The 25,032-nt window shown below is 41.7% G+C and carries 19 protein-coding genes; 8 read left to right on the top strand and 11 right to left on the bottom strand.

Going from position 1 to position 25,032, the window contains the following annotated elements; all coding sequences use genetic code 11:
- Positions 1 to 64: 64 nt before the first annotated feature.
- From ptsP to nagA, 6 genes are all read right to left on the bottom strand, one after another.
- Positions 65 to 2,614, bottom strand: coding sequence for a phosphoenolpyruvate--protein phosphotransferase (ptsP, locus tag UYK_RS0100675; protein ID WP_026086312.1), 2,550 nt, complete (start codon positions 2,612 to 2,614; stop codon positions 65 to 67).
- A gap of 175 nt (positions 2,615 to 2,789) precedes the next feature.
- Entirely contained in the window at positions 2,790 to 3,170 is a 381-nt protein-coding gene (locus tag UYK_RS0100670; protein ID WP_009459562.1) for a DUF423 domain-containing protein, read from the bottom strand.
- Positions 3,171 to 3,190: 20 nt separating this feature from the next.
- The gene (locus UYK_RS0100665) at positions 3,191 to 3,676 is read right to left on the bottom strand and encodes a hypothetical protein (RefSeq protein WP_009459564.1); all 486 of its coding nucleotides are present in this window, start codon (positions 3,674 to 3,676) and stop codon (positions 3,191 to 3,193) included.
- Positions 3,677 to 3,772: 96 nt separating this feature from the next.
- A complete protein-coding gene (locus UYK_RS0100660; protein ID WP_009459565.1) occupies positions 3,773 to 4,192 on the bottom strand; it encodes a hypothetical protein in 420 nt (139 codons plus the stop codon).
- Between the two features lie 38 nt (positions 4,193 to 4,230).
- Positions 4,231 to 4,917, bottom strand: a complete 687-nt coding sequence (gene bchM / locus UYK_RS0100655) for a magnesium protoporphyrin IX methyltransferase (RefSeq protein WP_009459566.1) — start codon at positions 4,915 to 4,917, stop codon at positions 4,231 to 4,233.
- An 89-nt stretch (positions 4,918 to 5,006) separates the two neighbouring features.
- The gene (nagA, locus tag UYK_RS0100650; protein ID WP_016870714.1) at positions 5,007 to 6,194 is read right to left on the bottom strand and encodes an N-acetylglucosamine-6-phosphate deacetylase; all 1,188 of its coding nucleotides are present in this window, start codon (positions 6,192 to 6,194) and stop codon (positions 5,007 to 5,009) included.
- A gap of 193 nt (positions 6,195 to 6,387) precedes the next feature.
- Here nagA and purE point away from each other — a divergent pair, with 193 nt between their 5' ends.
- The 3 genes from purE to UYK_RS0100635 all read left to right on the top strand — a co-directional run bounded on the left by purE (position 6,388) and on the right by UYK_RS0100635 (position 10,089).
- Positions 6,388 to 6,906: a 5-(carboxyamino)imidazole ribonucleotide mutase gene (gene purE / locus UYK_RS0100645; RefSeq protein WP_026086311.1), complete on the top strand. Its 519-nt coding sequence runs from the start codon at positions 6,388 to 6,390 to the stop codon at positions 6,904 to 6,906.
- A 1,000-nt stretch (positions 6,907 to 7,906) separates the two neighbouring features.
- Positions 7,907 to 9,511, top strand: coding sequence for an ammonium transporter (locus UYK_RS0100640; RefSeq protein ID WP_016870713.1), 1,605 nt, complete (start codon positions 7,907 to 7,909; stop codon positions 9,509 to 9,511).
- A 131-nt stretch (positions 9,512 to 9,642) separates the two neighbouring features.
- Positions 9,643 to 10,089 (top strand): GAF domain-containing protein, encoded by a 447-nt coding sequence (locus UYK_RS0100635; protein ID WP_016870712.1) that lies wholly within the window; start codon positions 9,643 to 9,645, stop codon positions 10,087 to 10,089.
- Between the two features lie 171 nt (positions 10,090 to 10,260).
- Here UYK_RS0100635 and UYK_RS0100630 read toward each other — a convergent pair whose 3' ends face one another.
- A complete protein-coding gene (locus tag UYK_RS0100630) occupies positions 10,261 to 11,469 on the bottom strand; it encodes a 4-hydroxy-3-methylbut-2-enyl diphosphate reductase (RefSeq protein WP_009459573.1) in 1,209 nt (402 codons plus the stop codon).
- Positions 11,470 to 11,591: 122 nt separating this feature from the next.
- Positions 11,592 to 12,419 carry an SGNH/GDSL hydrolase family protein gene (locus tag UYK_RS0100625; RefSeq protein WP_009459574.1) on the bottom strand — a complete coding sequence of 276 codons (828 nt, stop codon included), beginning with the start codon at positions 12,417 to 12,419 and terminating at the stop codon, positions 11,592 to 11,594.
- A 452-nt stretch (positions 12,420 to 12,871) separates the two neighbouring features.
- Here UYK_RS0100625 and UYK_RS0100620 point away from each other — a divergent pair, with 452 nt between their 5' ends.
- Positions 12,872 to 13,312: a CAAD domain-containing protein gene (locus UYK_RS0100620; RefSeq protein WP_016870711.1), complete on the top strand. Its 441-nt coding sequence runs from the start codon at positions 12,872 to 12,874 to the stop codon at positions 13,310 to 13,312.
- Positions 13,313 to 13,437: 125 nt separating this feature from the next.
- Here UYK_RS0100620 and UYK_RS0100615 read toward each other — a convergent pair whose 3' ends face one another.
- The 3 genes from UYK_RS0100615 to petH form a co-directional block, all read right to left on the bottom strand.
- A complete protein-coding gene (locus tag UYK_RS0100615; protein WP_009459576.1) occupies positions 13,438 to 14,430 on the bottom strand; it encodes an S-layer homology domain-containing protein in 993 nt (330 codons plus the stop codon).
- Between the two features lie 123 nt (positions 14,431 to 14,553).
- On the bottom strand, positions 14,554 to 15,888 hold the full coding sequence (locus UYK_RS0100605; protein ID WP_026086310.1) for a homoserine dehydrogenase: 1,335 nt from the start codon (positions 15,886 to 15,888) through the stop codon (positions 14,554 to 14,556).
- Positions 15,889 to 16,021: 133 nt separating this feature from the next.
- Positions 16,022 to 17,305, bottom strand: coding sequence for a ferredoxin--NADP reductase (gene petH, locus UYK_RS0100600; protein WP_009459578.1), 1,284 nt, complete (start codon positions 17,303 to 17,305; stop codon positions 16,022 to 16,024).
- A 1,549-nt stretch (positions 17,306 to 18,854) separates the two neighbouring features.
- On the opposite strand from petH, the gene UYK_RS0100590 reads away from it, so the two are divergent.
- The 4 genes from UYK_RS0100590 to UYK_RS26625 all read left to right on the top strand — a co-directional run bounded on the left by UYK_RS0100590 (position 18,855) and on the right by UYK_RS26625 (position 24,971).
- On the top strand, positions 18,855 to 19,859 hold the full coding sequence (locus UYK_RS0100590; protein ID WP_009459579.1) for a phosphoribulokinase: 1,005 nt from the start codon (positions 18,855 to 18,857) through the stop codon (positions 19,857 to 19,859).
- A 387-nt stretch (positions 19,860 to 20,246) separates the two neighbouring features.
- Complete coding sequence (gene metK, locus UYK_RS0100585; protein ID WP_009459581.1) at positions 20,247 to 21,509, top strand: methionine adenosyltransferase; 1,263 nt, start codon at positions 20,247 to 20,249, stop codon at positions 21,507 to 21,509.
- Between the two features lie 292 nt (positions 21,510 to 21,801).
- Positions 21,802 to 23,529, top strand: a complete 1,728-nt coding sequence (locus UYK_RS0100580) for a sensor histidine kinase (protein ID WP_016870707.1) — start codon at positions 21,802 to 21,804, stop codon at positions 23,527 to 23,529.
- Between the two features lie 296 nt (positions 23,530 to 23,825).
- On the top strand, positions 23,826 to 24,971 hold the full coding sequence (locus UYK_RS26625; RefSeq protein WP_009459583.1) for a tetratricopeptide repeat protein: 1,146 nt from the start codon (positions 23,826 to 23,828) through the stop codon (positions 24,969 to 24,971).
- The last annotated feature ends 61 nt before the right edge of the window (positions 24,972 to 25,032 follow it).

Here is a 25,032-nt window from a genome sequence, read left to right as displayed (position 1 = left end):
CATTAATCAATCGATATTTGGATTGACCAGGCATGGGTGACAAAGGAGCATGGCCATATTGAGATTAGATTAAATGTAAGTCATCATTCAAAATTTCTCTGACTTTAGCCGCAGAATCTTGTTGCAATGCTGTTGTGACGATCGCCTGTGCTTGTGGCATTGTCAATTGAGCGATCGCACCTTTAAATGCAGGAATAGCTTGGGGACTAAGACTCACTTCATCTAGTCCCAAGCCTAATAAAATTGGTGCTGCTAAGGGGTCTGCTGCGATTTCGCCACACAACCCCACCCAGATACCAGCAGCATGTCCAGCCTCAACGGTTTGCTGGATCATGCGTAATACTGCTGGATGCAAGGCATCTGCTAATTTTGCCACCTTGGGATTAGTACGATCTGCTGCCATCACGTATTGACTGAGATCATTAGTACCAATACTGAAAAAGTCTACTTCCCTTGCTAAGTGATCAGCAATGGTGACTGCTGATGGTACTTCTACCATGATCCCTATTTGCATTGCCTCATCGAAAGGGACACCAGCCTGATGTAGTTCCCCTTGCACCTCAGCCAGTATTGCCTTTGCTGCTTGGATTTCGGCAACAGTTGTAATCATGGGAAACATGATTTTGATTTCATGGCGAAAGCTAGCCCGTAAAATAGCCCTTAATTGGGTTTTCAAAACATGCGGACGATCTAAACAAAAACGAATCCCGCGCCAACCCAAAAAAGGATTGGATTCTAAACCCACACCCAAATAAGAAATGGATTTATCTCCACCGACATCAAGAGTACGAATAATTAAAGGACGGTGATCCAAAATTTGCGCGATCGCCTGGTAAACTTCTAGTTGCTGTTCTTCAGTGGGAGCCGTAGTACGATTGAGATAAAGAAATTCTGTACGGAGTAGTCCCACACCTTCTGCACCAAAATTCACAGCTTGTTGTGTATCATTGATGCTACTGACATTTGCGAATACACTGATTTGGTGGCGATCGCGAGTCATCCCAGGCTGATGAGCAATAGTTCTTGTTTGTTGCCGATTTGCCTGTTGTGCATCTCGCTGTGTCCGAAGTGCTACCAGGGTTTCTGGTTCTGGTTCCACCCAAACTCTACCCGTCTCCCCATCAATAGCTAGCTGTGTGCCATCGGCAAGTTGTAATATTTCGGGTGGTAAACCAACAATCGCTGGAATACCCAAGGAACGAGCAAGAATGGCTGTGTGCGATGTGGCACTACCAGCCGTGATACAAATGCCCAAAATCCTTGTTGGATCTAAGCTAGCTGTATCTGAGGGAGTCAGATCAGCTGCAACTAAAATCGCAGGTTGGGGTACATCCACAATCGTCATCGGAGTACCCGATAATACACGCAATACTCGCTGTCCCACATCAACAACATCGGCAATTCGTTCTTGTAAATAGGGATCATCAAGACGGCGATAATTGCTTGCTACCTCATTAATTACTCCTTGCCAAACAGCTTCAGCATTGAGGTGCTGGGTAAAGATGCGCTGTTGTGCCGCCTCCAGCAAAGTTGGATCTGCTAAAAATAACAAATGGGCATCAAAAATAGCAGCTTCCGCATCACCAATTTGAATAGAAGAGTGAGACAGCAAAGTTTGAATTTCTTGTTGAGCAGTATGCAATGCTGTTTGTAAACGTTGCCACTCTTCTGTAGTATCTTCTACGTGATAATGCGGTGGTTGTTCTCTAGAAGTAGTTTGCTCCCAAGTGATGGGTGTTTTGCGATAGCGAAAACAAGGTGCGATCGCAATTCCTGGGGAAGCAGGGATGCCTTGGAGGGAGGTGGGGAGGTGAGGGGATGGGGCGATGGGGAGGTGAGGGGATGGGGCGATGGGGAGGTGGGGAGGAGTGTTGTCTTCGCCGAAGTTGGTGGTGATTAGTGTTTGTAATGCGGCTAGTGCTTCTTCTGCATCCGAACCAGTGGCAGTAATGACAATTTCGTCTCCTTGACGTACTCCTAACATTGCCACTTGATTGATGCTGTCAGCACGGACAAACTCGCTACCTTTAGTAATATTTCTGACTTGAATTTGTGATTGAAATCGGGCGGCACAGCTGACAAATTGAGCTGCGGGGCGGGCGTGCAATCCAAACCTGTTACTGACAGTCAACCTGATTTGGCTTGTGTGTCCCTTGTCATTAATCATTGGTTCTTCACTAATGACTAATGACAAATGACTTTCATCTAAACCTAACTGAGTTGCTTTTGCTACTAATGCTCCCTGGGCTTCCGTAATTACCCGTTGAATGTCACTGCTAGATGCGGCTGCAACTACTGCGGCGATCGCACCTTCAACTAGAGGTGCTGCACACAGATGTATGTGCTGTTGTTGTTCGCTGGGGAGAAACTCTAGCGCCATTTCTGCGCTCATCAAGGCGCTACCGAGATCCATCAGCACCAACACACCATCATCACTATATACAGATGCGATCGCCTCATAAACCTGCATCGCATCCGTACCTAGAGGATTTGCTGGATCATCAATTCCTGCTGCGATGGCGATGGGAACATGGTCTTTAACCATCTGTAATGCAAGTTCTCGCACACCTTCTGCTAGCCGTCTGCTGTGAGAAACAATAACAATTCCAATCACGGGAACACCGTTTATTAATTGCGGATTGCTTTCTTTCACCTCATTATGGAGGGTATCTCACAATTTTGGGTAAATTTTCAGCAAACCGTAATCTATTAGACCTCTTGCACAAATAGCGCGTGCGTCATTTCCAAAAGGAAATATGTACATAAAAGTGTACATATTTCACCATTTCCTAATACTTCAAATTCCAAGCAGCAAAAGCTAAAGCACACCAACCAGCGATAAAAGCTGCTCCCCCTAGCGGTGTAATTGCTCCTAAATACTTAACACCAGTTAAGCTCAAAGCATATAAGCTGCCGGAGAAAATTGCAATTCCAATAATAAACAACCACCCACTTGCTACTAAGCTAGGTGGGGGAGACTCGATGCGAAGTAATAATATTGCCACAGCTAACAATGCCAAAGCATGATACATTTGATAGCGCGCGCCTGTTTCAAAAATTAAGAGCGATCGCTCACTTAATCTCTCCCGGAGAGCATGGGAAGCAAAAGCACCCGCAGCAACAGATAAACCACCGAAAATTGCTGCTAAGCTCAAAAATATTTGCGTCATAGAGTTTCCCAATCAATTCTTTAAAGGTCAAAATGATAGGAAATTCCCCCCTCTTCACTGATCTTATAATTAGCATTAAATGCTTTGGCTTGTTCATCAAGATATTGCCTAGCGACTGGTGCTGGCAGATGAGATTGCATCGCAAAACCTAAAAGAGTTACGTGTCCGTTATTTTCTTGAATCATCCGGTAAAAAGTGGATTGCAGATGTTCGTTAATCTGCTGTTCAAGTGCTTTTTTATCTTGTCGACTTTGACGATATAAACCTATTGCTAACCATCCTCCTAAAGCAAGGGTCGGGATACCAAATATAAGACCTTGCTTGGTGGTAAGATCAAGGGCGCTATACGCTTCTGTTGAACGAAAATCTGGCGCTTCTGGATCTATTCCTGGAGAAATATATTGAACCATCTTGTGTTTTTCAATTGCTGCTGAGACTGATAAAGTCAAAAACATAAACCCCAGAGTTAGCAGCCAGCCCGCAGCCAATTTTTCACCAGTCTTCATAGTTTTTAGTGGTTAGTGGTTAGTTGTTAGTGGTTAGTGGTTAGTGGTTAGTTGTTGATATTTCCAAACAACAACCAACAATCAACAACCAACAAATTAAACATGAAAGTGGTAATAAACGCCTCCTTGGGAATTAATATCAAATGTGGCATTAAATTCTTTTGCCTTCGCATCTAGATACTGTCTTGCTTCCTCGCCACTAATTTCTGCTTGCTTGGCAAAAGACAATAGGGAAATTGTACCGCTATTTTCTTCGACCAGACGATAAAAGGTAGATTGCAGGCGATCGCTTAATAGCTTTTGGTGTTGTTTACGCATACTCCACACTAGCCATCCTCCATATGCTATGGCTGGTAAGCCAAAAACTAAACCGCCAATTATGGTATCTGCGGCTTTTTGCTGTTCTTGCGGAGTCGGCTTTTGGTTGTATGTCAGTATCTCAACAGCGCTGATCATCAAAAAGATAAACCCAAATGACAACAGTACACCAGCAGATACTTTTTTAATAAATTTCATAACACGACAAGATGTAATATCTTGTCGCGATCTTAGCCTTAGTTCCGGTTAGCTTCCAGTAAGCGGGAGAAATAAAAACGAGTACGTGTCATTGACTGGCGTTGCACAACAAAACCGTTTTTCTCAAGGATCTTGACTACATCAGCCTCTCGGTGTAAATAGGCACGAGTCGCTTTACTTGGGCCTGGAAAGAAACTCCCAATTTTCTTGAGAATTGTCAAAGCACAGGTTTTAGGAGCAAAACTGAGAATTATTCGTGACTGTGCTAAAGAACAAAGGTGAGAAATCATCGCATCCGCTTTTTCTTGGGGATAGTGGATGAGAACATCCAAACAAATCACCGTATGGTAGCTACCACTGAGAGTTTCCAAATCTTGAACAGCAAAAGTCAGATTTTCTGGATTTTTTAGGGTTAGAGAAGCTCTTTGTTTTCCTTCTTCTACCATTTTTTCAGAAATGTCGCTGGCATAGACTTTTGCGCCTGCTTCTGCTAAGGGAATGCTGAGACTACCCACACCGCACCCAGCATCGCAGATAGACAGCTCTGCTAGATTGTCATCAGCTTTTAACCAGCCTAGTACTTTATCTACAGTTTGTTGATGCCCATTGCGAATATCTAGCTGGACTTTGTTGACTTCGCCATCGCCATATATACGTCTCCAACGGTCAAAACCGGTGGAATTGAAATATTCTTTAACAATTGTTTTATCGTCGGCTGCGTTCATGAAATTCAATTATCGAAGACTATCCAATGCTTAAAAGTATCATCTATCAGTTATCAGTTATCAGTTATCAGTTGACTAATTTTCAAGCACTAATTGCTAAATAATCTTTTCCAAGTCAGTTTTTTAGTTGCTTCATCAAATTGCCAACGCAATAATTGGGTAGCAGAAGCACGAACTATACTTGCTGATAAACCGATCGCTTTTCTAGGTGCATCTGTAGCAAGTGCGATCGCCACCTCTACATCACATATTCCCCACTGCACCAAATTTTGCACTCCCACCAACAAAGGTAAAGTCGTCCCTGATAAAGTACCATCTGGTAATCGTGCTGCACCATCTTTAACTTCTATTTGTCGATTATCCCAAGGATAGATACCATCGGGTAGCCCCAAAGGTGACAAAGCATCGCTAACTAGAAAAAGTCCTTTCTGATAATGACTAGCACGTAGTAATATATCTATCATTGTTGGTGAAACATGTTGCCCATCAGCAATAAAACCACACATCACTTCCGGATGAGTAATTGCTGCCCCTAATAATCCTGGTTCACGATGGTGTAGTAATGGCATTGCATTAAAAGCATGAGTTACCATCCTCGCACCCATCTCAAATGCTTGTTGTGCTTGTGCTGCTGTCGCTTGCGAATGTCCTAAACTAACAGTGATACCCAAAGAACGCAAGTAAGGAATTACTTCACCTGTTGCATCTAACTCAGGGGCAAGAGTAACAACTTTGACAATATCAGCATAATCCCCTAACACCCGCTTAACTTCATCTATTGTTAAAGGCAATAAGTACTCAGCGGGGTGAGCACCACGTTTGTGAAAATTTAAAAATGGCCCCTCAAGATGAACTCCCAGAATTCGTGATCGCCACAGATGTAAATTTTCGCCATCTGTTGCCATAAACTTAGCAATCACAGCAAGCGATCGCTGAATATTTTCTACCCCAGTTGTCACCAAAGTTGGTAAAAAAGCGTCTACCCCTGCATTCCACAAAAATTGGCAAATTTTTGGCATCATATGAGCATTTTCAGCTTGCAAGTCTGGGAATGCTAACCCCAATGCACCGTTAATCTGCAAATCAACACCACCCAGCGAAATCCAATCACCTCTGACATCTAAAATTTGTAAATCTGGCGGTGGAACTCTTTTAAAGACTGTATAAGTCGGCAAGATTTGTTCAATCATACCTTGGCTATTCACAAGGAGCATTTGCAAATCTTCATAACCAGGTACTCGTGCGTTAATAATGTCTATGGGAAAGGGAGCGAGCATTGGAATTTGCCATTATTTCTGAGTTAGATTTTAGGGCGAATTACAAATTACGTAGATAAATGAGATGATAATCTCTTGCCTTAGTAACCAGAGACTAAAGGTAAGAGAAGAAAAAATCAAAATAAGTAATATGAAGAAGGCTAAAATTTTCTTGCCTTGTGCCTTCTGTTTTCTACCTTCTATCCCCTATCCTATGACTCAACCTCTTATCGGTATTATTATGGGCAGCGATTCCGATTTACCCACCATGCAAGGTGCGATCGCTGTTTGTAAAGATTTTGGTGTTGCTGTTGAAGTTGCGATCGTCAGCGCTCATCGTACCCCAGAACGGATGATGGAATATGCCAAGTCTGCCCACGAACGGGGTATTAAAGTAATTATTGCTGGTGCAGGTGGTGCTGCTCATCTCCCTGGCATGGTTGCATCTGTAACTCCGCTACCTGTGATTGGTGTTCCTGTACCTAGCCGTCATTTGCAAGGTGTTGATTCCTTGTATTCTATTGTACAAATGCCTGCGGGGATTCCAGTTGCCACAGTAGCGATCGGCAATGCAACAAATGCTGGACTATTAGCTGTACAAATTATTGCCACACACGAAATAGAATTTCTGAAGAAAGTACAAAATTACCGCCAAAAATTATGTGAATCGGTAATGGAAAAGCAAGCTAAATTAGACCAAATAGGCTATGAAGAATATTTGAAACAAATATAGTATCTTATCATGATTTAGTATTAATTAATACATTAAAATACTAGCTCAAAATCTAATTCATGGATGATTAGTATAAATGAATACATTATAAGTCTGTATAAAAAGCAGTATTGAATATGATCAAAAAATTAAATATTTTTAATATTTTTTCAACTTTATCGTCTAGCTTTAGCCAAGAGTGATACAGCCAAAGAATGCAAGCTTAAAGGCTGGAATTGAGATATAGCTTTGTGGGAAAAGTAAAGACAAAATGTATTTAAAGTTACAGAAATCTAGAAGTAGAAGTTTAAAAATATACAATCTAACAAAATTAATTGTTTGTAGATTTACAAAGACACTTCATAATCTTCAGTCTCATGAAACCTGTGAACACATTTGTCTGTGGTGTCTGTTAATTGCAAAAACACCACACCTGCTGGTATTACCAAATTTTTCTTCAATCAAAGTGACAATTGTAAACTTAGATAAAGGTCATAGTGCCTTTTCCTAAAAACTTATGTGCAATCGTTGATATAACTTTGACAAATTTCATCATTGCCCTATTGCCTTTTTGTTCAATTTACCTTATGGGGTAAAAAAGTTTAAATTCGGGTTAGCTAATTTTTACGGTAGTTTGAGTTAATTCAAAAAAACTTTTTTACTTGCTACCGTATTTTTTGTGGAATTTTTGCCAAAATTATGCTCATATAGGCAAAATTTATTTTCTTTGAAAGTAAAAAATTAAAGAGTCAGTGAAGGGTACTTGACTGTTGATGAAACTACATAATAATAATTTTTTAAGAATGTATGTAGTATCACCAAAGTTAATGCTTACTTCTTGAATGCAAATGAGGTTATTGGATTCTCAAATTTACAAAAAACACCTTGCTAAAAATTGAGAATCAGCGAGTTTTTATAGCAAACTTGTGTAATAGATAATATCAATAACCACTTGCTTAGCTTTGGGAGAGCGCTCTTTCTGCTTAACGTATTTTCTCTGTTAAGGACGGTTTAGAGCATGATGTTAAAGAACAAAAAAAAATCGAAAGCAAAACATAGGCGACAGTCTAAAAACTGGAATACCTACAAAACACAATCAAACTCAATTGTCAATCAAATTTTTTGGGTTATTCAGCGCTTGTCTCCGAGCTGGCAAGCTTGTATTCCCATAGCTTGTCTAATTGTGCTGAGTTGGGGTTACGTAGCTGTTGCTCAAACTCCTGCTCCTGCTGGTCCAACCACAACTGACTTAAAAGTTGCACTTGACACTTTGTGGGTTGCGATCGCTGCTTTTTTAGTGTTTTTCATGAACGCTGGTTTTTGTATGTTAGAAACCGGCTTGTGTCGTCAGAAAAACGCTGTTAATGTTCTTGCGAAAAATCTCATTGTATTTGCTTTGGCTACCGTTGCTTTTTGGGCGATAGGTTTTGGCTTAATGTTTGGCAATGGCAATGATTTTATTGGCTTAAGTGGATTTTTCTTGCAAGGGCCTGATAACAGTCCTGCAACTGGAGACGCTTATAAAGGAGTTTTTAGCGCTCTCAACTGGACTGGCGTTCCCCTAGCTGCCAAATTTTTATTCCAGCTAGTATTTGCCGGAACAGCAGCAACGATTGTATCCGGTGCTGTTGCTGAACGCATTAAGTTCGTTGACTTCCTGATTTTTAGCCTCTTGCTGGTTGGTATTTCCTACGCCATAACCGGACACTGGATCTGGGGCGGTGGCTGGCTTTACAAAGCTGGTTTCTTTGATTTTGCTGGTTCCACGGTAGTTCACTCCGTAGGTGGTTGGGCAGCTTTGATGGGAGCCGCATTACTTGGACCGCGCCTTGGTAAATATCAGGATGGGCAGACTGTTGCCATTCCCGGTCACAACATGAGCATAGCCACCTTAGGCTGTTTAATTTTGTGGTTGGGCTGGTTTGGATTTAACCCTGGTTCCGTAATGGCTGCTGATGCCAATGCCATCACCCACATCGCCCTGACTACTAACATGGCAGGTGCTGTTGGTGGTATCGCTGCTACAATCACAGCTTGGCTATATTTGGGTAAGCCAGACCTGTCAATGGTCATTAATGGTATTTTGGCTGGCTTGGTGGCGGTCACTGCACCTTGTGCTTACATCACTATTGGCAGTTCTTTCATCATTGGTTTAATTGCCGGAGTCATAGTAGTTTTCTCAGTCACCTTCTTTGACAAGATCAAAATCGATGACCCCGTGGGAGCGATCTCAGTACACCTAGTCTGCGGTATTTGGGGGACTCTAGCAGTTGGTCTGTTTGCTGTCGGTCCTGGTGTAGCAAACTTTCCTTGGTACACAGAAGGTCTTGGCCCGGTCAGGGGTTTATTTGCAGGTGGTGGCTTAGGACAATTCTTTACTCAGTTAATTGGTGTTCTGTCTGTAGGTGGTATGACTGTTCTCCTCAGCACCATATTCTTCTTGGTACTCAAGGCTACTTTGGGAATCAGAGTATCTCGTGAAGAAGAGATAGAAGGTTTGGATATCGGCGAACACGGTATGGAAGCCTACAGTGGGTTCCTCAAAGAAGCCGATGCAGGTAGATTCACTGAGCCTAGCAGCCCTAGAGGAATCTCGCAGTCTGGAGATTTACCTACAAGCTTGTAATTGTCAATTATTGAGTTTTTGCTAATTAATACCAACTCCTAGTAGCTTTGCTTTTGAAAAAGGGGTTGGTTTTTTATTAACTAACCGCCATAGTTATTGACAAAATATGCAGAAAAATAATTTGTCTTTCTATGAGTGATTTAATTTTGCCAAAAGCTATCAAAAGCCTTCTAGACACACATAGCGATCCAAATTCTGTCTTTGCTCCTTTACTTCCGGTACTTGGGGAAGTTTTGCAATGCGATCGCTGTTTTATTTATCTGAGAAATCCTCAAACTAAACTAGGTAAAATTGTCCATTGGTGGCGGCGTAATCAACAGATAGCAGAGATTACAGACACCGACTGGAGATTAGAACCAGAGTCGTTACCAACAGAAGACCCCTTATTCGCAGCCGCTTTACGAACCGATCCTTCTGTTTATGTCGAAGATGTGGAAACCGCCAGCCCAGAGGTTATTAATAAAGAATTTGAGCATCAAAATTTTGGACATCGGGCGTTAATTCATGCTCATTTATGTCAAGATGGTCAACTGTGGGGTATTTTAAAACCAGAAATTTTTGGTCAAAAGCGAACTTGATCAGCATTTGACCGTGCCATTATCACTCAACTAGAAACTAAACTAAACACCCTTGGCAGTTGCCTATATTCAAACAGCCAATCCATAGCAGTCCTAAATGCTCACATCAAAAACAATAGCTGTGACTTACTTAATATTAATAAATCACAGCTCTATGTCTCGAAAATCAAATCAGGCGATCGCCACTACTGATTTTAATTCAAATATCTTTTCAATTACATCTTCTACTACCTTATCAGGTGTAGAAGCACCAGAAGTCACACCGATAACAATTTCTCCATCAGGCAACCAGTTGTTTGTAATTTCCAAATTACCATTTAATAATCGATGTTCAATGCGATTTTCAGATAGAATTCTATCAACACTATCAATATGGTAAGAAGAAATTCCACGCTCAAAAGCTATTTGTTGTAATTGGGTAGTGTTTGATGAATTAAACCCACCAATTACAATCATTAAATCTAACTGTTTTTCTACCAATTCCAACATGGCATCTTGCCGTTCTTGAGTAGCATCACAGATAGTATTAAAGCTTTGGAAATGGTCATTTAAATTGGCTGGCCCATACTTTTGCATCATAGTATGTTCAAACAGTTTGCCAATTTGCTCAGTTTCACTTTTGAGCATTGTAGTTTGGTTGGCAATGCCAATCATTTCTAAATCTTTATCGGGGTCAAATCCTGCTGAGCAAGCTTTACTGAATTTAGCAAGAAATTCTTCTCGATTTCCACCATGCAATATGTAGTTAGCTACGTATTCTGCCTCTTTTAAATTCAAAACAATGAGATATTTTCCTGCAAAAGAACTAGTAGCGATTGTTTCTTCGTGCTTATATTTACCATGAATAATTGAGGTATACTCACGCTTTTTATGCTTCTCAACTGTATTCCAAACCTTTGATACCCAAGGACAAGTGGTATCAACAATTTTGCAGCCTTTGTCATTAAGTATCTGCATTTCTTGAACGCTGGCACCAAAAGCAGGTAATATCACGACATCACCAGTCTCCACAATCGCAAAGTCTTTTTTCCCTGCTGTGACTGGGATGAATTCTACATTCATTTCCCGCATCCGTTGGTTAACAGAAGGATTGTGAATAATTTCATTAGTAATCCAAATACGTTCTGTGGGGAAGTGCTTACGAGTTTCATAAGCCATCGCTACAGCGCGTTCTACACCCCAACAAAAACCAAAAGCTTCGGCTAGTCGAATTGTGACGTCTCCTCGGGTAAGGGTGTAATTATTATTCCGTATTTGCTGAATTAGCTGACTTTGATATTCTGACTGTAATTGGGTGGCGACTTCTTCTTGATGACCAAACCCTTTACGATGATAATTTTCAGAATGTTGAAGTGAACGTTTAAAAGCTTTAGTATCCATTGTTGTTTAACAAAAATCACTCTTTCACATTTTCTCTTGCTGAGGCACTGTTGTGGTGGGGAAGTGTGAGAAGTATCAGTAGATGAAAAGATTTTATTACCCCCCACACCCCTTATACTCTCCTAGCGCCCACCCTCTAGTTCCATCTGGCTGTATAATTGCAAAGCAGAACTCCATACTAAATAACCTTGAGAATTGAGATGTAAGCCATCGGTGCTTAATTCGGGACGGAGATGACCCTGCTTGTTGACAAATAGGGGATGTAAGTTTAGATATTTAACGCCTTCTGTTTTAGCTATAGTTTGCAGTTGCTGATTCAGCTTTTGAATGCGGCTATTGGAAATAGCTAATAATTTTTCTCGCCCTTCCCAATTTGCTTGTTTTCCTCCGTGTGGCAAAATTGACTGAATAACTATTTGTGTGTGGGGATGCACCTGACGCAGGTAGCGTACGATTCGCCGATGGTTTTGTAAAATTATCTCATCGTCCTTGCCTTGGATTAGATCATTAATACCAATCATCACAAAAATTGTTTCTGGTTGCGTGCGGTCAAATAGTTTTAATCTTTTTAATAACCCAGTGCTATTTTCTCCAGAGATACCTTGGTTTAACCAGTTCCTACCTTCAGGTAATAGCTCAGGAGGAAACCACAAACTAAGGGAATCTCCAACAATTATATTGAGATGATCTGGACGTTTTTCAGCAGCGACTGTCGCTTCTTGTTTGAGGATATCTACCCACTGTTGATAATTGAGTTTATGACGATTACCCAACTCCGGTGTAGGTTGCGATGAAGCATCCGCATTGGCGTGGTTTGGCAATATATCCGCGAAAAAAGCAGTCACTCCCTGCTGTCGCCAGATTAGCAGGATGACAGCTAGTAAGAGTATACCGTTGGTAATCAGCGATAGAATTGCCCAGGTAGGAGAAGTTTTTGCAGAAGTGGACACGATTGTAGGGATATACCAAATCTTTAGTACCAGATTTTATAATGCTGGTGTCCACAAAATTTCACTATTAGCCTCTTGCTACCACAAATAACTTTAAAAGTCTAGACTAGATGAATACATAAAAATTTTTATTAAGTATTAATATCAATTCTACTCTCAGCATTGAGAATAACAGCTTAAGATTGCCTAAATATCAGGTAAAATCGGCATTTAGGCTTGTATAAATAAGGGATGAACTTATTGGTGCATGATTTGTACTCCAATGAGTACGATCATAAACAGCTTACCTGTCTGATGTCAGTCCACCAGATGGGCGAAACAGGCAAGACCAAGACTTGAACTTTGGTTCAAGGCACATCTCTGTATGTGTAAAGTGATGTGTTAGTGCATCGCCGACTCAACAGCCTTTTGGTTGTAATTGTCCCGATCAAAGTAACTCAACTGTCACAATCATGGGAGCGGAAATGCAAGAACCGGAAGTAGTAGAAACAAAGTCTCCAGAGGCAATAGTGCCAGATATGAACAACCAAACAGGAACCATTACAAAAATCCAACCCACTGTGCAAACTCAAGACCAATGGTTGAAGTATGGAGAGGTCGCTTCTAGCTTTTTAGCGACACTACCCGAATACCTGGGAAGCTTTTTTAACAAGTATAGACAGCCCCTGGTTACGATTGGTTTGATTGTGGGAGCCATTGTCGCTGTTAAAGTTGTCTTGGCGATCCTAGATGCTTTAAATGATATTCCTTTAGTGGCACCGACTTTTGAATTAATTGGTATTGGTTACTCTGCATGGTTTATTTACCGCTATTTACTCAAAGCCTCTACCAGGCAAGAGTTAACCAATGAAATTGCGACTCTCAAATCACAAGTGATCGGTAAAGACGCCTAAATCTGAGTAATTCAGTACCCAGAGCGATCGCAACGCTGGTACGCTATGAATTACTGCTGGATCTCGCCTCCTCCTGAGTGGTCAAGTAGATTCTTCGCAACTCTTGACCACTTGTGCTTGAGCATTTAATTAGGCACTTTGACAATATATTCAGATTGAATTGCGTCTAACCTTCCCGTTCGCACCAAAGCTTGATAAACCATAGCCGCTACCTCAGCACGGGTAGCTTCTTTATTGGGATTGAGCGCTTTGGGATTAGGATAGTTAACCACAAGACTATTAGCTGTGGCAGCTGCTATTTTGTCAGTAGCGTAATTAGGAATTTCTTTAGCATCCCTGTAAAAGCTTATAATTCGAGTTTGAGAAGCAGGAACATTTAAATTCATTCCACTAGTCAGGGCAACTAATATCTGGACTCGCGGAATCTTTTGCTGTGGTCTAAAAACTTTGTTAGGGTAGCCTTTCAAGAACCCTGTACTGACGGCTTGGTCGATGGCTGAGTTTGCCCAAAACCCAGGTGGCACATCCTTAAAAGAGATTGTATTCTTGGTCTTGCTAAGTTCTTTGCCAAACGCTTGTTCCACAATGGCAGCAAATTCAGCGCGGGTGACAGGCTGATTTGGTCTAAAGGTGTAATCTTCATAGCCCTTAATTATATTCCGAGAGGAAAGCACATCAATAAAACGACGCGCCCAAAAGTCACTCGGTACATCAGTAAATGCAATTGGTGGGGGAATAGTTGATTTTTGCTCAGGAATAACTAGTGGTAGGGTTCTGTTGCTAGTTAAGGGTGGAACAGGTGCTTGTTCTTGCGGCAAATTATTCGGGTTGACAGTGGGAGATGGTGTGACTCTACTTAAATTCTCTTGGGGAGATGCAGACGGTGTTTGACGAGTTCCCACATCTGGAGGAGTTGGTATCGCTAAAGGTGTGGGGGAAGTAGTCGGAGTAGGGGAAGGTAACAGCGAGCTGTTGAAATTCCAGCCAGACTCCTTACGGGAAAATGACCAAAACAAAATAGCCCCGATAGTGACAAAAGCAACAAGAATGCCAATAAATTCATCAAAGTCGAGGGCATTTGTTTGAGATGACTTAGGATCGGGAGGCGTGTTTGTCATCGGTGATTATCCTACATTGTTGATTGTTGGTTGTTGGTTGTTGATTGGTGGTTGTTGGTTGGTGTTTTTTCTATTACCTATTCCCTACTAACTACTAACCACTAACCACTAACAAAAAGTTTCTCATAACACTCGTAACAAGCTAGGAATGCTGTCTATCGCTTCTAAGGTACGAATTTCTGCCAAAGCTTGGCGGAAATCTCCTTCTCGGACATCGTGGGTAACAACAACAATCTCTGCTAATTCTCCCTGAAAGCCTGTTTGTACAACTGACTCTAAGCTTACACTGTATTTACCAAAGCAGGTTCCCAATTTACCAATTACCCCTGGTTGGTCTTTAGTCAGAAAACGGGTATAGAATCTGGTAACAAGTTCTTCTAGTGGCGTAATTTGGCAGTAGTCTTGATGCCTACAAGATAATAAGGGGTTGGGTGTAGCTGTACTGGTTTGTAGTGCTGCTACCAAATTTAAGATGTCAGACGATACAGCACTAGCAGTTGCACCAGCACCAGCACCTGGACCAAAAAACATTACCTGTCCAATCGGTTCTCCTTCCACAAGAATGGCATTATAAACACCGTTGATGCTGGCTAAGGGGTGTGCTTTTGGAACTAGGGTAGGGTGAACTCTGACGGAAATTGGATGATCGGGTGTAGACGCATACGTGGCTTCCCGTAGAGTAGGGCTGATGGGGGGAAGATTAACTGTTTTAGCTATTGCTAGTAGTTTAATCACAAACCCCAATTTATCGGCATAGGCAATGTCTGTTTTACTGACTTGCCGAATACCCTCACAATAGACATCTTGTAGTTTAATGCGTCCACCAAAGGCTAATGAGGCCAGAATAGCTATTTTGTCTGCAGCGTCCAAACCATCGACATCAGCTGTCGGATCGGCTTCTGCATAACCTAACTTTTGGGCGTCGGCTAAGACATCATCGAAGCTAATGCCTTCAGTTTGCATCCGCGTCAAGATATAGTTAGTTGTACCGTTAACAATGCCTGTGACGGTGTGAATGCGGTTGACACTTAAAGATTGCTTGAGCGGTTGAATCACCGGGATCCCACCACCAACAGCAGCTTCTAACATGACATAAACACCAGCTTTATTGGCAGCAGTAAAGATTTCATCCCCAAAACGGGAAATTACGGCTTTATTAGCTGTGACGACATGTTTGCCATTTTCAATGGCTTTGAGAATTAGCGATCGCGCGGGTTCCAGTCCACCAATAACCTCGACTACTATATCTACCTGCGGGTCGTTGACTATTGCTGCTAAATCTGTTGTTAAGACTGCACCCGGCAATTCTACCATCCGGGGTTTGTCAAGCGATCGCACCCCCACCCGATATATTTCTACATCTCGCAACAACGGGTGACGCCCTGCATTATCTTGTAAAAGTTGCACTGTACCTGTGCCTACTGTACCTAAACCCAGTATTCCCAGCTTTACGCCCACGAATCTTATACCAAATTTCACCAACAACAATTGTAGGGTGGGCATTGCCCACCCTACTAGATCTTTATTTTGTTTGTTGTTTGTTGTTTGTTGTTTGTTGTTTGTTCCAACCAACTACCAACTATCAACCAAATTAATATGTTTCAACGTGCCAGCGCCCAGCTTTCTTGATTTCTTTCTGGTAGTCGCTCCAATTAACGCCCTCTTTCGCTGCTGCTGCTGAAAGTGCTGCATCAATGCCATCTTCCATACCACGCAAACCGCAAATGTAGGTGTGGGTTTTCTCGTTCTTAATCAAACTCCACAGTTCATCTGCATGTTCAGCAACGCGGTCTTGAATGTACATTCTGCCGCCTTGGGGGTTTTTCTGCTCACGGCTAATGGCATAAGTCAAGCGGAAGTTATCAGGATACTTCCCTTGGATTTCTTCCAATTCTTCTTTGTAGAGAATATTTGGAGTTGTGGGAACACCAAATATCAGCCATGAGAAACCTTTGAACTGGTATTCTGGGTTAACAGCTCTTTCGGCATCCTTGAACATCCGCCACAGATAGGCACGCATGGGGGCAATACCTGTTCCTGTTGCCATCATGATCACGTTGGCATCTTCGTCTGGGGGTAGTAACATTTCCTTACCCACTGGGCCTGTGATTTTGACTTCATCTCCAGGCTTGAGGTTACACAGGTAAGTCGAGCAGACACCGTAGACTGTTTCGCCGGTTTCTGGATGCTTGTACTCTAACTGACGGACGCAAAGTGACACAGTCTTGTCATCTACATCATCGCCGTGACGAGTCGAAGCGATAGAGTACAGTCTCAATTTTTCTGGTTTGCCATTCTTGTCCAATCCTGGCGGAATAATACCGATACTTTGACCTTCTACGTAACGCAAATTTCCGCCAGAGATGTCGAACTTGAGATGCTGAACAATACCGATACCGTTTTCCCCTACTAATGGTTCATTGGAAATACATTTACCAATGTAAGGAGCATTAGGGCGGTAAATGTTGACAGGAACGTCAGCGTGGGCATCTTTTTTAGCTTTCGCTTGAGTCATGGTCTTGCCTTTAGTCTCATTCTTCTGGGGCTGTTGCTGGACTGGTGGTTCAGCATTTACAGGTGTGGCATTACCATTTTCTTCGTAAGCAGATTTAGCAGATGTGGCTTTACCATTAGTTTGCTGTAAAACACTGACTGGTTGTATGCTAACAATTCTGCCGCCCAGGCGAGTAATACGTCGCATTTCCTGATTCATGCGGCTGTAAGGCACTTTGATGAACACACTGCCACTGTTACGAATTTGATAGTTCGTCTGATCAGTTTCTTCACTCTGACGCAGACCAACCACTTCGTAAACAAAAACACGGCTACCTGATTCTGTGTTGGCAGCTCCTTCAACAGCACCTCTATAGTACATTCGTTCTACCACTCCGATATTTACTTAACCTTTTCTCAAAAAACCCTTTCACCACATATTCAGCTCTTTTTACCAAATTTTTGGTGGCAAAAAACTGATACTTGGAAAAGCGGCATTAGCCAATGCCTTTTTACGTACACTCACCAAAGACACTAAAGCATGGCAAAAGTCACACCTGTTCACCTTCTAAGGTAGAGGATAAGTCCTTTGGAGAATGTTAATAATGAGTCAATTTAATTTTTTTTTCGTGATATGGCATCGCTACAACATAGATAGCTCTCTGTAACCCAAAGTACACCCTGCTTTAGGTGTTTGACTCCAAATACCAGTTTCGGGAAGATATGCTTCCATTTGTTTTACTTGTGTGAAGCCTCTAAATCATATGAAGGCAGCTATGCAGTTAGTGGTTTAGCAGAAAGCTGTCAGACCTATGTCGTAGGCTTTCCAGCTTAATGGTTCTGCATAATTTTGATTGTTGCCTGACTGCAAAGCTTCACTGCTTAGAGGTTTTGGAATATTTCATATCCACAAAAATACTTTTGTTATGCTAAATAACACAACAAGTACAATCATAGAATATGTAAAGTATTCCGATACAGATTATAAATTAAGTTTTGCTTGATGTGAAACATCTGTCAACCTCTACAAATACATGACCAAGCTGCTTGCTCGCTCTTTTGTACTTATCTAATCAATGTAGTGTAGTGTTAATTGCCTTACTATTGTGTTTTCTTACTTCTTCCTGAGGATAGGTAGCACAGAATGGTTTTTAATCTTATCAATTTTTGCTTCTTGCCTAATAAAAATTCAGAAAAGTTTAAAAATTACTTTAAAAATCAAATTATACCCTATAGACTTGAATTAATAGAGTCATAAGCTGTCACCCTCAATTACCATAATACTTCTGGAAGAGTTGTGAGACTTAAAAATGATGATTGTTGACAGTTTTTGCTGATTGGGTATTTGTAATCTCAAACACCTAATCATTTAAGACCAACAATCTAATGGTTTGTCCATTAGTTTTGTGATGTTTGTAGTGGGTGCTGCCCTAACGGTAGCGGCTACAGCGTTCAAATCAGCGCTAAAGTGCTGCTACAAACTATTCAAAATTAGGGTGGCGAACCACAAGTATCACCAATTTTAAGGGCAACCGCTTTGCGGCTATGGAAAACAAAAAATTCAAAACCCAGATTTTTGGGCTTGTGACTGAACTTCAATAGCTGCACAGTTGGTTTTGAGGGGATTTTTGTGATTCTAAACATTCACAACCATGATTCCAAAAACGCATTTCCTTGCTGATAGCAAGCCTTGTATAGAATAACCCCTTCTGTTAGAATCCAATATATCACTAGGATTAAATACTTACCAGCAACAACTTAGGCAACAAAAACGGGTAACAATTATGACTGTTTAGCTTACCCGTTATATGTCTATTTGTGCTGCTGAGTAGCAAGAACGCAGGATAAACCAAAGGGGTAAGCTCCTGGCTTCATGTCTGTAGGTGTGAAAAATTATTGATTGACTCATCTTTAGCATTTAGAGGAGATTTATGAGTAATAAACCAGAACGTGTGGTATTGATCGGAGTAGCCGGAGACTCTGGGTGTGGTAAATCTACGTTTTTGCGTCGTCTGACGGATTTATTTGGTGAGGAGTTGATGACAGTCATCTGTTTGGATGACTATCATTGTCTGGATCGTAAGCAGCGTAAAGAAACAGGTATAACCGCACTTGACCCCAGAGCCAACAATTTTGACCTGATGTACGAGCAAATCAAAGCGCTCAAAGAAGGTCAATCAATCATGAAGCCAATTTATAACCACGAAACTGGCACTATCGATCCACCCGAACTGGTAGAACCAAATCATATTGTAGTGATTGAGGGGCTACATCCTTTATATGATGAACGTGTGCGATCGCTAATTGACTTCAGCGTCTATTTTGATATCAGTGATGAAGTCAAAATTGCTTGGAAGATTCAGCGAGATATGGCTGAACGCGGTCACCGCTACGAAGATGTTTTGGCTCAAATCAATTCTCGTAAACCTGATTTTCAGAAGTACATTGAACCACAAAGAGAATTTGCTGATGTAGTTCTTCAGGTATTACCTACCAACCTGATCAAAGAGGACAAAGAGCGTAAAGTTCTGCGGGTACGGATGCTACAACGCGAGGGTAAAGAAGGCTTTGAACCAGTTTATTTGTTCGATGAAGGTTCCACAATCCACTGGACTCCTTGTGGACGCAAGCTGACTTGTTCCTATCCTGGTATGCAACTGTACTATGGTTCAGATGTATACTATGGTCGCTACGTCTCTGTCCTTGAGGTAGATGGTCAATTCGATAACCTCGAAGAAGTTATCTACATCGAAACTCACCTCAGCAAAACATCCACCAAGTATCAAGGTGAGATGACTCATTTATTACTCCAGCACAGGGAGTATCCTGGTTCCAACAATGGTACAGGTTTATTCCAAGTGCTAACAGGATTAAAAATGCGCGCCACCTACGAGCGTTTGACAGCAAAGGAAGCCAAAATGGCGGTTCAAGTTTAAGGCAACAGTATTTGTGTCTAAATATATAAGGGACACTATAGTGTCCCTTTTTTTATATTGGGCATAAGAACTAATATCAATTTCCGCTAATTGCTTACGATATTATGCTTCGCTGTTGGTCATTGTTTTTTTCCACTAGCAATTACCTATTACCTATTACCAGCCTACGAGACAGTATAAGTGTTTCAGCGAACATCATATAAGTATTACCTTTTCCTCATCAGTATACTTATTTTAAAGAATACAGCAGTAAAGAGTGGATTTTATGAAATTACCAATTGCTTTATCTGCTGAATGTAAAAATATTGTTATGATTGCAGATTAAAGTAGCTAGATTAAATGGCAACATTTGGTCAGTTAACTCCCATTGTTTAGGAGGAATTTAATTTGTCTAAACGCTATCTATTTACCTCCGAGTCAGTAACCGAAGGTCATCCAGATAAAATCTGCGATCAGATTTCGGATGCAATTCTAGATACATTGCTCACACAAGACCCAGCTAGTCGTGTTGCTGCTGAAGTTGTTGTTAATACTGGCTTGGTATTGATTACCGGGGAAATAACGAGTAAAGCAAGTGTCAATTATGTCAATGTAGCCCGCAAAAAAATAGCGGAAATTGGCTATACCGATGCAGTCAATGGCTTCTGCTCTAACAGTTGTTCTGTGCTGGTAGCTTTAGATGAGCAATCGCCCGATATTGCCCAGGGTGTAAACACTGCCCATGAAGCACGTCAGGAAAGCGAGGAGCAATTTGATAAAGTTGGTGCTGGCGACCAAGGTATAATGTTCGGTTTCGCTTGTAACGAAACACCAGAACTGATGCCCTTACCCATCAGCCTGGCTCACCGTATTGCCCGTCGACTAGCAGCAGTCCGCAAGACAGGTCAATTAGCCTACCTGCGCCCTGATGGCAAAACTCAAGTGACTGTTGCTTACGAAGATGGACGTCCTGTAGGCATTGATACCATCCTGATTTCCACACAGCATACACCTACCATTGGTGATATCACTGATGAGGCAGAAGTGCAAGCCAAAATCAAAAAAGACCTCTGGTCAGCAGTGGTGGAACCTGTATTTGGCGACTTGGAAGTTAAGCCAGATGAAAATACTCGCTTTTTAGTCAATCCCACTGGTAAATTTGTGATTGGTGGTCCGCAAGGAGACTCCGGTCTCACTGGACGTAAAATCATTGTCGATACCTACGGTGGTTACTCCCGACATGGTGGTGGCGCTTTTTCTGGTAAAGACCCCACAAAGGTAGACCGTAGCGCCGCCTATGCTTGTCGCTATGCTGCAAAAAATATTGTTGCTGCAGGTTTGGCAGAAAAATGCGAAGTCCAACTTAGCTATGCTATTGGTGTAGCGCGACCAGTGAGCATTATGGTGGATACCTTTGGTACAGGCAAAGTTGATGATCAAACCTTACTCCAATTAATCACAGATCATTTTGAACTGCGCCCGGCTGGAATTATCCATACCTTTAACTTACGCAATCTGCCAAGCGAACGAGGCGGACGTTTTTATCAGGACGTCGCGGCTTACGGTCACTTCGGTCGGACAGATTTAGACCTGCCTTGGGAACGGACTGATAAGGCGGAGTTGTTGAAACAAGCACTTAACAAACAAGCATCAACTGCTGCGATCGCTTAATTCATTTCAGCCCAGAGTTAGGAGTCAAAAGTATAAATCATAGCTCCTAACTCTGAATTTCAATCAAAAAGGATCGGGGAGGGGGGATAAGGAAGAATTTCTCGCTTGCATTTTCCCGATCACCTATCCCTTATTCCCAATCCCTACATGGGATTAATGCTAACTATAATAGTGAGCGAATATTTGTTCTTACTATAAAGAAAGATAAGATTAGGGGAGAATCACTGGTTCTGTGATTTTATGCCTATGATTGATGTGATAACTTTGGCGGGAGGATAAGAAGATTTGAGGGATGCAAACTCACAAACCAACCGCTTTTGACAACAGTTTAGAAACCACAAAAGTGTCAGTCAACGACCCCTCAACCGACGAACTGCCCACTATCGAATTTCCCTCGCGAGGGAAACTCAAGGCTAGTTCTTGGCGCATCCATCAAAAAATAGGTTATGGTTACTTTCTGGCAATTGGGATTGGGTTTTTTGGTTCACTTGCTGGGTTGTTTGTCGCCAATTTTTATCGAGGACAACAAATCAGGGAATTAGATCACGCCCATTACCAGACACAAATGCTGGTTAATTACAAAGATGCGATCGCAGATGCACAAATCCAAAGTACAAGTTTGCCTGCTGTCGTCGAAGATCCAGAAAAGCTAGCTTACAGAAGAAATAACTTTCTGGAAAATATCGAAAAAACCAAAAAAATAGAAAATCAAATCATGGCTTTTCTGGAAAGCAAACCCAAGAACTTAGCAACCAGTGAAGCTTCTTTACAGACTTTATTACAAAATTATGCGACTACTTTAGACTCCTACGTTCAGGACATTGAGTCTATCTTAGAACCAATTAATAATAACCAGCAAATATCACCACAGCAAGCATCCGTAATCCAGAAGCAATTACTAGCTGTTTTGCGTAGTGACACAGCCTCACGCCTGGATCAACTATATAAATATTTGAATGATCTCCTGCAAAGTGCTGGGCAAGTAGAGGAGAGAATGAAAAATGATGTTAGCCAGTCTAAAGGAATTGAAAGATTAATAGTCATGGCTAGTATGCTCTTGTCGGTAGGAGTTGCTGCTGTTGTAGCTTGGCGTACTTCTCGGGCGATCGCTGAACCAGTCATCACCGTCACTCAAGTTGCCGAACAAGTGGCACGGAAATCGAATTTTGACTTACGCGCACCTATCACCACTGAAGATGAAATCGATTTATTAGCAAAATCACTGAATCGTCTTATCGAACAGGTATCAAAGCATACTAAAGAACTCGAACACGCCAAAGAATTAGCAGAAGGAGCCAACAAAGCCAAAAGTCAATTTTTAGCAAATATTAGTCACGAATTACGTACACCATTGAATGCCATTATTGGTTTGAGTCAACTGCTCCAAGATGACGTTGCTGATACCAACTTAGGAGAAGAGTTCATCAGTGATTTGGAATCGATAAATTCTGCTGGTAGACACCTTTTGTTACTGATCAACGACATCCTCGACTTATCGAAAATCGAAGCAGGAAAAATGACTTTTTACCCAGAGACATTTGACCTGATGACATTAATTAATAGTGTTGTGCTGACGGTAAAACCGCTAGTAGAAAAAAATGGCAATGTCTTAGAGGTAGATTATGAACAAGAATTAGGCATCATGCACACCGATCAGACTAAGCTCAGGCAGGTGCTTTACAACTTGCTGAGTAATGCCGCTAAGTTTACTACCAACGGTAAAGTGATATTAAACGTCAAGAGAGAAAAAGTTTACTCACCACAGGAAGAACCCAGTGAAATTATCATTTTCACTGTGATGGATACAGGAATTGGCATGTCTTTACAGCAACAACAGCAGTTATTCCAACCCTTTACACAAGGAGACGCCTCAACAACGAAAAAGTATGGCGGTACCGGACTTGGGTTGGCAATTAGCCGTCACTTTTGTTTAATGATGGGTGGTGAAATTTTTGTCAAGAGCGAACAGGGAGTAGGGTCTGTTTTTACGGTACGCTTACCACTTGTGGCTCAAGGATAGCCAAGGGAATCGTTCCGGAGGTAGTCCTTCAGTAGAGCAATACTAGCCTACAGGCGAGTCTAACCCGAATCTCAGAGGCATTACCAATTGTTGCTACTGTGCTGTTTTAGTTGCAGTAAGCACGCAAGTCATTAATGTCGATAACCCATCGGTGTGCATCAGCGTTTATCGGTGTTCGACTCACGAATGAATCATGAATTATGAACAGTGAAATTAATACATACGGATAATCCATCTGTGTCTATCAGTGTGCATCGGTGTTCGATTTTTATAACCCGATTGAAATTTAACAGCTTATGATTACCAGTAAACACCGTCGTCTCATAATCTTACTGATTTCAGCCCTATTTGGACTACTTTCCAGCTTAAGCCTGCCAGCTTGGTCGAATTCCCAATCAAATCAAGCGCTACAACTTGCACAGCAAGGACAACAAAGTTACAACGCGGGTAACTTTGATCAAGCAATCCAGCTTTGGCAAGCAGCTGCTAAAGCTTACCAACAAGCAGGCGATCAAGAGGGAATGAACAAGAGCTTAATCAATCAATCCCAAGCTTTGCAAGAATTAGGATTATATCCCAAAGCTTGTAAAACTCTACTCCAAGTATTTGCTGTTGATAACCCCACATGTCACCCAGCCCAAATAGACAAATTCCTCACAACTATTTCCCAACAACGAAATTCCCTTTCACTTACCCAAGCTACTGCTTTACGTAGTCTTGGTGAAGTTCTCCGTAAACAAGGGTTACTGGAAGCATCCCAAAAAGTTTTGCAATTGAGTTTGATAGCACTGGAGAAATCACCCCAGTCCGGTGCTGTGTTATTAAGTTTGGGTAACACCGAACGGACTTTAGGCAATCAAATCCGCGATCGCTGGGATTATGAACAGATCACAGCAATTATTGATCAAAAGTCTCAAGACGCTGCTTTAGCACCATTACAGCAAGCTTTCCAATACTATAAACAAGCAGCCGCAACATCAGCGCCACCAATCGTCAAAATTCAAGCCCTACTCAATCACTACAAGCTTTTACTGGAAAATCAAAGTTGGTGGCGAGAACAAACCAATCGCCGCATTGCTTCTTGGTCGAAATTTGGTGAATCTAAGTTAATCGCACGTGCCAAAGATTTTTTGGCTGAGTTGGAACTAAAGCTGAGTCGGGATGTGCAAACTTTGCAAAGTCAAATTGAATCTTCCTTAGTTAATCTTCCTCCATCCCGTGCAACCATTTACGCTCAGATTCACTTTGCTGATATTCTGCTCAAAAATGAACAAGCAAACAAAGCTAAACCTGTTTTGGATACAGCACTGCAACAAGCACGTACTTTAAAAGACCAGCGTGCAGAAACTTATGTCTTAGGCTATCTGGGGAAATTTTATGACCAACAAAGCAACTTAAGTGAGGCGATCGCACTTACTCAGCAAGCCTTGCTGTTATCTTAATCACAAAATTCTACAGGTGACACTAGGGAAATTACGTATCTTTGGCAATCTCAACTAGGCA

The sequence above is a fragment of the Fischerella thermalis PCC 7521 genome, from assembly GCF_000317225.1.
Taxonomy (GTDB): domain Bacteria; phylum Cyanobacteriota; class Cyanobacteriia; order Cyanobacteriales; family Nostocaceae; genus Fischerella; species Fischerella thermalis.
This window is presented reverse-complemented; position numbering and strand designations above follow the sequence as displayed.